Here is a 9,281-nt window from a genome sequence, read left to right on the forward strand (position 1 = left end):
CTTTTATCCTATACATAACTCCCCTCTAAAATGTTTAAAGGGTTGTAAAAATGATGTTATGCTTAACAAATTAATGATTTACATGCTTTTCTTTTTAACATGACTATTTTCACTAAAGTAAGTTTCTTGAATATAAGTGATAAATTGTTCGATCCGCTCATTTTGGGACACCTGAGCTTTTTCTACAGAACTTACAACCTCGTTCATACTGTCTTGCAAAAGTTTTTTAAGGTCGTCTTGAGGATGCATTTCTTTAAATTTAGGAATCGTTAAATCTCTGGATTTATTAATAGTTAAGTTCAATAACTGATTTAACTTGAAATATTTATCCAAGCTTAAACGATACATTTGTCTTCCACTAAGTAACAATCCAAAGGCGCTTGTATAAAGGGTAAGGCTCATTATATTGATATTACCTGAAAGAAGAAAGTTAATATGCATAAAGAGACACGTCAGAATAGCTGGAAGTGTCATAAACCCTGCGATAAGAAACAATCCAACTATCACCTGAACGATGGGAATGGTATAATTTAAAGCCAACACTTGCTTAAGTGCTGCCTCTTCTATAAAAAATTTATAAAAATCTGGTACATTCGGTTTATTTAATGTATTCATCAGATAATCACTTAGAAATACTCCTGGTTGAGTAAACCATGAATGTCCTGAAGAACCCCCTTCACCTAAAATCTTCGTTACTCCTGCTAAAAGCCAGCCTATTCCAAATAGAATGCGCATTAAAACAACTAAATAATGATAAAAGTGTTTTCCTGAATTATTTTGATTTTGCATCATAAGCCCCCTCCAAAATATTTTTGATCGAAGCAAAATTGACAATGATAATCATTATCATTTATTTAACCGATGGTGAAATGTTACAAAAAAATTATTAAAAACTATTTAAAATAAAATTAAAAAACTTTAATATTTCACACTATGTTAATGTAGGACTTACCTTATGATTGTTAAGTTAATATGGATATTAGCAATTAAGTATTTAAAGGTATCTGTCAGTTTAGATAATAAATCTCAATGAGGAAATTATAATGTTGCTTAATGATGAGAGTTGTTTTACCATTGGAAACTATTACCTGATTGACCAGGAAAGATTGATAATTTAAGATATTATTATAAATTAATTGATAATGATTATCACTATCGATAAATAAATTGAGTGAATTGCTAGGGGAAATGGTAATGAGGTTGTTATTGGTTGAAGATGAGTCAAAGGTAGCCCGTTTTATATCGCAAGGATTAAGAGAGCACCATTATGTTGTAGATGTGGCGAACGATGGTGAAATCGCTTCAGAACTTGCATTTGCAGAAGAATATGATCTTATGATTGTCGACCTAATGATTCCGAAGAAAAATGGAATGCGATTGATTAAGGAACTAAGGTTGAATGGAAAAAATATTCCTATTCTTATTCTCAGTGCCAAAGATTCCGTGGCAGATAAAGTAGATGGACTCGATTTAGGAGCGGACGATTATATGACAAAGCCGTTTGCTTTTACGGAGTTATTAGCACGTATACGGTGTCTATTAAGACGGGACCACGAAAAGGCATCACCTCTTTTACAAGTAGCGGATCTGACGTTGAATCCTTCTACGAGAGAGGTGATTCGAGGGGGACTCCATATATTCCTTTCCAATAAGGAATATGCTATTTTGGAATTTATGATGAGAAATGCCGGTAAGATTTTATCTAGAACGTTAATTCTAGAACGCGTTTGGACGGATGCTTATAACATAGGAACCAATGTAGTTGATGTTTATATTAATCACTTAAGAAATAAAATCGATAAAAACTTTGATTTAAAACTAATACAAACGGTTTATAGTATTGGTTATATAATCAAAAGTGAAGAATAAACCATCATGAGGTTTTTAAAAAGTATCGTATGGAGAATTACGATTTGGCATTCGATTATGTTTATATTCATTTTATTCCTATTTAGCGGATTCCTATATTTTACATTTTCTGAAATGGTAACCAAAGAAGTCGATTCGATCCTAACCCGAGAACTTAGTTTGATTGCCTATTGTTTGGAGGAAGGGGATTCGTATTCTAAAATCGAACAACACATCAACCGATTGCGAAGTTTTGAAAGCGTAAATCAAGAAGAGTTCTATTGGATCATTGAAACTGATCGAGGGCAAATCATTGCAGAATCTCGAAATTTGTACGGTCAACTCATCTACGATTCAGAAACTTTAAAGAAGATGGACGAGAATACCTTCAGCTGGGATCCCGAGCTAAATGGGATACCTCTTCGTGCGATGTCCATGCAACTGATATCACAAAATAAATGGACATACAGAATTACGGTTGCTACAAACGACACGATACGGCATTTCGCCATTGATCAGTTGCGGAACATTATTATCATCTCTAATTTTGTATTCCTAGGAATATCAATCGTGATGGGATGGTTGATTTCGAAAAAAACGCTGAAGCCGATTCATCAAATAATCAGTACGACTAATGCCATTACTGCAACCAGTTTACACGAACGGCTTCCTATTGAAGGGCCGGAAGATGAATTGTATAGTTTATCTAAGACCCTCAATCATATGATTGACAGACTAGAAAGCTCTTTCACGCAAATTCAGCAGTTTACTTCCGATGTTTCTCATGAACTTCGTACTTCCTTAACAATTATGCGAGGAGAATTGGATGTTGCTTTAAATAGAAATAGATCGGAAGAGGAATATAAAGACGTCCTGTATGCTGTTTTGGAAGAGGTCATCTATTTATCTGATATGGTAGAAAAATTCTTATATTTATCGAGAAATACCTCTAATTCAAATCTGATAGAGCGAAAAACCGTTGACGGAATGCTCTTATTCCAAAATGTTAGGAATCATTTACTATCATTGGAAATGAAAAAACAGATTGAATTACATATTCAAATACCCGATCCATTCATTTTATTCGGGGATGAAGATCTCTTACGAAGACTATTTATTAACTTGATTGAAAATGCGCTTAAGTACACTCCAGAAAGTGGCACAGTGGAAATCAAGGCAAACAGGACGGAAAAATTCATTTATATTCATGTAATGGATAATGGGATCGGGATTTCAGAGGAACACTTGCCTTTTATTTTTCAGCGATTTTATCGCGCGGACGATTCCAGATCAAGAAGTCAAGGAGGAACTGGGCTTGGATTGTCTTTATGTAAATGGATTGTAGATGTTCATGAAGGAACGATTGAAGTTCGTAGTAAGCCGAATGAAGGGACGTGTGTAACTGTAAAGTTGCCTTTTTATTAATGAATATTGAAAGAGGTTCTAGTACAAAAACGAAATGGAAACAACATACCAAAAGGTGCTTCCTATGCAAAGCACCTATATCAATTTACTATTTTTTTATAGTCTTCATACTTTATTCTATCTACGCATGTCTAGCATGGAATGTCACCGTTGAAATATAAGAGTATCGATTGGATGGTCTACTTTCATTTCAAAACCTGTAGTGAACAGCACTCCACATGACTGGAGTGCTGGATGTAAATAGTATTTAGTCATAGTTGTAGTCAGTGCTCACCTTACACACTTTGTTTCCGAAAGATAGGAAGATAGCTGATTCATCCAACCTGAACGCAGCTGGCTAAAGTTGATATCACCTTCACGCATTAAATTGTGATTATTTTGCACTAGGTCTCTTTCCTTCTGCAATAAGTTTATTAATCCTTTCAATAAGATCTGGAAGTTCACTCATTGTCTTGATCGTAAAGTCTGCCCCATTTTTAATAAATGAGTGTTCTGTTTTAGAGATGATTACCTCTCGATCAAATTCGGATAGAGCATGAAATTCTTCTAAACTTAATCCCATTTCAGAGCTTCCAATAATGACTCCAACGGACCAAACTCCAGCATGATTCCCTTCTACAATATCTGAAATGGTATCGCCTACCTTTACTACCTTCCAAGATGCCGATAATTTTAATTGTTCCATATTGCGATAAATCATGTAAGGATACGGTCTTCCAACCGAATTTGTCGCATCAGGTGTAAGATAAAAATCTGGACTATAGCCTTTTTTCTTCGCATTCGGAACCACTATATCCATCATCTTATCGGTATAACCAGTAGTTGACCCAATCTTTAAACCTTGTTTTCTTAATTCTTGAACGGTCTCAATGATTTCTGGAATGGGATCTGTATATTCTGCTAAGGTAGCCAAAAGGGCAGGTTCAAATTTCTCATACAAGTTTTCCACATCTTGTTCATTAAATGATCTTCCATATTTCTCTTCCCATAATGCTGAAATTCTGGACATAGACAACATGGCCCGAATATGGTCAATCTTTAACATTCCCATCGGAGCTCTTGCTTCCTCCATAGTTACGTCAATGCCGGCACCATTAAAAATATCCACGAACACACGAACGGGTGCAAAACATCCAAAATCGACCATTGTTCCAGCCCAATCAAAGATTACTCCTTCTACCTTGTTCATTTTGTCACAACTCCCATATATTCTTCAATTATGTTACATAATTCTTGAATATCTTCATCATAGATTTCTCCAATATTTCCGATTCGGAATGTATCTGCGTCTGTTAACTTTCCTGGATAGATGACATATCCCTTCTCTTTCACATAGGAATAAAAGTCAGCAAAGTTGAACCGTTCATTCGGAAAAAGAAACGTTGATATAATGGGTGATTGTTTTTCTGATGAGATATAGGCTTGGAAACCTATTTTTTCAAGTCTCTCTCTTAAAATACGATTATTATGATGGTAACGTGTATGCCTTGCTGAAATGCCACCCTCTTCAACTAATTCATCAATGGCTTTAGAAAAAGCAGCGACAACATGTGTTGGCGAAGTAAAGCGCCACTTTCCATCTTTATCCATTTCTTTCCACTGATCATATAAATCCAGTGACAAACTACGCGAGTTCCCTTCGCAGGCTAAAAGCTTCTCAAGCTTTGCAATGACAAATCCAAACCCTGGTACACCCTGAATACATTTATTTGCACTGCTAATCAAATAGTCAATACCTAGTTCGGGTACATTGATTTCCATTCCACCAAAACTGCTCATGGCATCAATAATTAACGTTTTCCTGAACTCCCTTGAAAGCGTAGAAATCATTTCGATGGGATTTAAAATTCCTGTGGTTGTTTCACAATGAACCATGACAATATGCGTAATGGCTTGATCTTCTTCTAAAATGCTTCTTAATTCGGCTTCATTTGGATACTCATTGTATTCGACACTATAATGCAAATAATGGAGTCCAAGATATTGAGCCATTTTAATAATACGTTCACCATAGGCGCCGTTCGTAACGATGAGAACCTTATCATCTCTTGATATGGCGGTAGTCATCACAGATTCAACAGCGAAACTACCACTTCCTTGCATGAGCACAACCGTATAGTCTTCCTTTGCAGCACATGCAAATTCAAGAAGTTGCGCTCTAATTTTTTGCGTAATTTCTTTATAGTCTTGGTCCCACGTGCAACGGTCAAAGAGCATTTCCGCTTTGACCGTGCTTGAAGTGGTCAATGGGCCCGGTGTTAAAAGTTTATAGTTTTTCAAATCCCTTCACTCCCTACTAAACTATTTTGCTGAATTAAAGAATTGTTGGTGCTCTTCCAATAAATCTACTGTTAATGGTTTTTCAAATTTCATAGAGTGTGCCGGTTTATGAATATCACTTACGGTTTCACCTTTATAAAGAGCAACTGGATAATTTGTAATCAAATCTTTTCTCGCATCTTTTATTATGACTTCTGCCATTTCCATTGCTAGTTTCGTTGTTGCATCATCCTTTTTCACTACAGCAACGGATTCTGTCAGTGAAAAATTCCCCTCAGTCGGATCAATATAGTCAATCGGTTCACCAGACTCTTTAGCAGCTACAGCTTGATGACGTAAACCAAATCCAACTGCTACTTCTCCAGCTTGTACTTTCTTAATTGGACCTGAACCAGAGCTTTCAAGATGTGGACCAACATTTGCAATTAAATCATGAAGAATCGTTTTGCCTTCTTCTTCTCCGTATTGACTGACAATAGCCTGAATTAGCAACCATCCTGTTGAAGAATCCATAATATTGGGGATGGACACTTGTCCTTTAAATGCTGGTTTCGTTAAATCTTTAATAGATGTTGGCATAGGTAAGCCTTTTTCTTTCATTACTTTTGAATTGATGAAAATGGCGCCTGTATTAGCTAAAATCGGTGTGTAATAAGATGGATATTTTTCCAATGCATTGGTTTCGAAAGTTAGGTCTTTGAACATGGAGTGTTTTTCTTGAGCACTTTCTACAAAATATGAACTCATTGTTACTAAATTCGCATCAATTTTGTCACCCTCAGCGATTAGCTTTCCGCCTAATTCAGAAGTACCTAAAGATTGGACAACATATTTCCCATCATATCCAGCGTTTTTTAATGCCTTTTCCATAGCTGCAACGGCTTCTTCATCACCGTTTGTAGAAATTACTACTTTTTTAGCTTCTTCCGTTCCTTCCGTTTTTGTACTGCTACAAGCTGCTAATGAGAATACTAAAGATAATGCTAAAAGTGCTAAGATACTCCCTCTAAATTTCTTCAACATATAATTCCCTCACTTTTTTATTGGTTTAGAAAACATCGTTAATTAACGATGGGTGACCCGTTTTCTTTGTAAATAATCGCAAAGTAACTTTACGATTAAATTCGTGAAAAAGATGAGCAAAGATAGAACAAATATTTCATTAAATTTTGCAAAGTGCTGCAGCTCTTTAATTTTGCTAGCAACTAACGAAGTTTGAGCAGTTATTAAGAAGATGATTCCGCTGATTGTAACCATGGAATTGATAAAATAGTAGCTAATCATCTCCATTACCGTCGATGCAGAGTTCGGTATTATGACTCGATACACCGTTTTAATCCAGCTATCTCCTAAAAGCTCCCCAGTAGTTTCCCAGGATGGATTCATTTTTGATAGAGAATTTTTCGCCATCAAATAGGGAGTAGTAAAAAAGTGTACGATATTACATAAAACTATGATGGTGAATGTTCCCTTTAAACTACTATCATTAAATAGAAGTAAATAAGATATACCTAATACCATTCCTGGAACTGTGTTTGTAACCATTGAAATAATATCTATCTGAGATCTTCCTTTTATCCTTGTTCGAACATTTAATAGCGCAGAACAATAAGCGATTAACGTACCGAATATAGCCGTAAGTGCTGCCACCAATAATGAATTTTTATAAACACCTGTTAAATCACTCGATTGGAACGTGTCCATAACGTGTTTAAAGGTAAACGTAGGATCAAAAGGATATTGATTTAAAAAAGGTACAATAAACATCACGACCAGAGTCGAGACCATTCCGAATAAAATAACGGATGAGATAAGTCCAAAACCAATATCTCGGAATTTATGCTGTATCAGCTCAATATCTGTAAATTTGTCATAATGAAAATTAAGTTTTTCAAGGTAATTCAACAAGATAACACCAAACACAGCTGGAAGCAGCATCAGAACTGCAATAACAGCACCATTATTAAAGTTTGGAATCGACCCCAGCATGACTTGGTACAATTGAGTAGCTACAACCGTATAGGTTCCACCTACTGAAGCAGGTATCCCAAAATCTGTAAAACTAAGGATAAAGGAAAGAACGAAAGCTCCTCCTAAAGTTCCTAATAATGGACGAATGATTGTGTTCTTAAAACTTCTAAACGTTCCATCACCCATTAACTTTGATACGATGATGAACTTCTTATCAACGTATTTAAAGGAATTGTTTATAAGAAGAAACGCTGCGGGCAGAGTATAAATGACATATCCGATTAATAATCCGTTAAACCCATAAATCTCGAATAAATTTCTTCCCACTATCTTTGTAATTAATCCTTGGTTTCCGAAAGAATACATAATAGCAAATCCATACGTAATGGTAGGGAGCAGCATAGGAATAAGGATTCCGGTCTTAATGACGGCTTTTATTGGACGATAGATTCTTGTGCAATTGATGGAATAAGCAATAATAAAAGCCAATACCGTTGTGATCACAGCAGTAATTGTCGAAATTTTTATACTATTTACTATTGCCACAATGATGTCTTTATTTGATATGATTGAAAGATAATTTGAGATCCCGAATCCCTGACTTGTTTCAAAAGATTGAGCAAATAAAATGACAAGCGGTGATAATAGAAATGAAACAAATAACACTAGAATAGAATAATAAATGACTCGCATTTCTGGTTTTACATTAAGCATAATTTTCACCAAATAAGTTATAGATATTTTGCTTTTTAATCTGTAATTGTTTTAGAATAAATTCTTGAACAAACTCATTACTCGGTTGGTTGATGATTTCTTGAGGTGTTCCAAATTGAGAAATATTCCCTTGATTAATGATTAAAATTTTATCGGATAGGGTTAGTGCTTCTTCCGGATCATGCGTGACGATAATCGTCGTAAGCTTAAATTCTCTTGCAATTGTTTTAATCCGTTCCTTAATGGACTCTTTAATAACACCGTCCAACGCACTTAATGGCTCATCTAATAATAATATTTTTGGTTTCGTTACTAGCGTTCTTGCTAGAGCTACCCGTTGTTTCTGACCCCCTGATAATTCAGCAATTTTCTTCGTTAAATGTGGTTTTAGCTCTAAGAAATCAATATATTCCTGCAGCTCTTCCTCCGAAATCACTTTCTTATTTCTTAATCCATAAACAATATTTTCGTATGCATTTAAGTTAGGAAAAAGCGCATAATCTTGAAATACAATATTAAAGCCTCGTTTCTTCATTGGGATCTTACCGATATCCGTTCCTTCAAAGAAGATTTTCCCTTGATCCATTTTAGTTAATCCAAGGATGATATTTAATAGAGTCGTTTTCCCGCTACCGCTTGGACCTAGTAACGACACGATTTCTCCTGATTGTATTTCAAGATTTATATCCTCTAAAATGTATTTCCCATTAAAGTGTTTGCTAATTTTTCGTAATTCCAGCAAACTTGCCACCTCCTCAATCACAATTTCAGTTTAAATTCCGCGTGTAAATTTTATTATGGATTTATGTAAATTTTATGTAAATTTTGAACACTTTATATACAAATCATTACTAACTTTTGACTATATTTATAAATACTTTTGCAAAACTTTACAAAAAAATCATTGAATATATCTACCATATTTAGTAAAATACAATTGATTCAAACTTAATAAAATGACAACTTTGAATGGGTGAGTTTATGCTTCCGGTTGAAAGACAAAAAAAAATAATGGATATATTAAAATTAAAAAAAGTCCTTAA

General features: G+C 34.9%; 8 protein-coding genes. 2 read left to right on the forward strand and 6 right to left on the reverse strand.

The window, feature by feature from the left end:
* Positions 1 to 78 precede the first annotated feature (78 nt).
* On the reverse strand, positions 79 to 792 hold the full coding sequence (locus V7137_RS28070; protein WP_335701104.1) for a hypothetical protein: 714 nt from the start codon (positions 790 to 792) through the stop codon (positions 79 to 81).
* Positions 793 to 1,194: 402 nt separating this feature from the next.
* On the opposite strand from V7137_RS28070, the gene V7137_RS28075 reads away from it, so the two are divergent.
* Positions 1,195 to 1,869 carry a response regulator transcription factor gene (locus V7137_RS28075; RefSeq protein ID WP_335701105.1) on the forward strand — a complete coding sequence of 225 codons (675 nt, stop codon included), beginning with the start codon at positions 1,195 to 1,197 and terminating at the stop codon, positions 1,867 to 1,869.
* A gap of 6 nt (positions 1,870 to 1,875) precedes the next feature.
* Complete coding sequence (locus V7137_RS28080; protein WP_335701106.1) at positions 1,876 to 3,273, forward strand: sensor histidine kinase; 1,398 nt, start codon at positions 1,876 to 1,878, stop codon at positions 3,271 to 3,273.
* 373 nt (positions 3,274 to 3,646) lie between these two features.
* On the opposite strand, the gene phnX is transcribed toward V7137_RS28080, so the two are convergent.
* Genes phnX through V7137_RS28105 form a run of 5 tightly spaced genes read right to left on the reverse strand, consistent with a single transcriptional unit; the run spans position 3,647 to position 8,980 of the window.
* Complete coding sequence (gene phnX, locus V7137_RS28085; protein WP_335701107.1) at positions 3,647 to 4,462, reverse strand: phosphonoacetaldehyde hydrolase; 816 nt, start codon at positions 4,460 to 4,462, stop codon at positions 3,647 to 3,649.
* Positions 4,459 to 5,553 (reverse strand): 2-aminoethylphosphonate--pyruvate transaminase, encoded by a 1,095-nt coding sequence (gene phnW / locus V7137_RS28090; protein WP_335701108.1) that lies wholly within the window; start codon positions 5,551 to 5,553, stop codon positions 4,459 to 4,461. Before phnW ends, phnX begins: the two co-directional genes overlap by 4 nt.
* 21 nt (positions 5,554 to 5,574) lie before the next feature.
* Positions 5,575 to 6,576 carry an extracellular solute-binding protein gene (locus tag V7137_RS28095; RefSeq protein ID WP_335701109.1) on the reverse strand — a complete coding sequence of 334 codons (1,002 nt, stop codon included), beginning with the start codon at positions 6,574 to 6,576 and terminating at the stop codon, positions 5,575 to 5,577.
* Positions 6,577 to 6,618: 42 nt separating this feature from the next.
* Positions 6,619 to 8,238 carry an ABC transporter permease subunit gene (locus V7137_RS28100; RefSeq protein ID WP_335701110.1) on the reverse strand — a complete coding sequence of 540 codons (1,620 nt, stop codon included), beginning with the start codon at positions 8,236 to 8,238 and terminating at the stop codon, positions 6,619 to 6,621.
* Positions 8,231 to 8,980 (reverse strand): ABC transporter ATP-binding protein, encoded by a 750-nt coding sequence (locus tag V7137_RS28105; protein ID WP_335701111.1) that lies wholly within the window; start codon positions 8,978 to 8,980, stop codon positions 8,231 to 8,233. Before V7137_RS28105 ends, V7137_RS28100 begins: the two co-directional genes overlap by 8 nt.
* Between the last annotated feature and the right edge of the window lie 301 nt (positions 8,981 to 9,281).

Origin of the sequence: Neobacillus drentensis (assembly GCF_036962765.1) — a bacterium.
GTDB classification, from domain to species: domain Bacteria; phylum Bacillota; class Bacilli; order Bacillales; family Cytobacillaceae; genus Neobacillus; species Neobacillus drentensis_C.

What these genes read in the sequence shown, in the direction of transcription:
- V7137_RS28070 (WP_335701104.1), bottom strand. Translation starts at nt 792, where the DNA reads ATGATGCAAAATCAAAATAATTCAGGAAAACACTTTTATCATTATTTA.
- V7137_RS28075 (WP_335701105.1), top strand. Translation starts at nt 1,195, where the DNA reads ATGAGGTTGTTATTGGTTGAAGATGAGTCAAAGGTAGCCCGTTTTATA.
- V7137_RS28080 (WP_335701106.1), top strand. Translation starts at nt 1,876, where the DNA reads ATGAGGTTTTTAAAAAGTATCGTATGGAGAATTACGATTTGGCATTCG.
- phnX (WP_335701107.1), bottom strand. Translation starts at nt 4,462, where the DNA reads ATGAACAAGGTAGAAGGAGTAATCTTTGATTGGGCTGGAACAATGGTC.
- V7137_RS28095 (WP_335701109.1), bottom strand. Translation starts at nt 6,576, where the DNA reads ATGTTGAAGAAATTTAGAGGGAGTATCTTAGCACTTTTAGCATTATCT.
- V7137_RS28100 (WP_335701110.1), bottom strand. Translation starts at nt 8,238, where the DNA reads ATGCTTAATGTAAAACCAGAAATGCGAGTCATTTATTATTCTATTCTA.